The following is a 255-nucleotide window of genomic DNA, read 5'->3' as shown; positions in this document are numbered from 1 at the left end:
TGAGCCGTGCAATCGTCAATTTTGCAAAAGACAATCACATTTCTGTCATTCGCTTGGAACAACTGGCGAACATTAGACAGACGGCAAGAACGAGCCGTAAAAACGAAAAGAATTTGCACACTTGGTCATTTTATCGCCTGTCTCATTTCATCGAATATAAAGCAAACCTAGTGGGTATTAAAGTTGAATATGTGAATCCCGCCTACTCGAGTCAAACTTGTCCGAAATGTTCTAAAAAAAATAAAGCCATAGACA

At 39.2% G+C, this 255-nt stretch carries 1 protein-coding gene; it reads left to right on the top strand.

Features of this window, described 5'->3' with window-relative positions:
• The coding region (locus ACQCVE_RS19670) for an IS200/IS605 family accessory protein TnpB-related protein (protein ID WP_426863676.1) at positions 1-255 on the top strand (255 nt) is incomplete at both ends.

The organism is Metabacillus sp. 113a (genome assembly GCF_050107635.1).
GTDB lineage: Bacteria > Bacillota > Bacilli > Bacillales > Bacillaceae > Metabacillus_B.
Note: the sequence above shows the minus strand (reverse complement) of the source record. Positions and strands in the feature narration are given on the sequence as shown.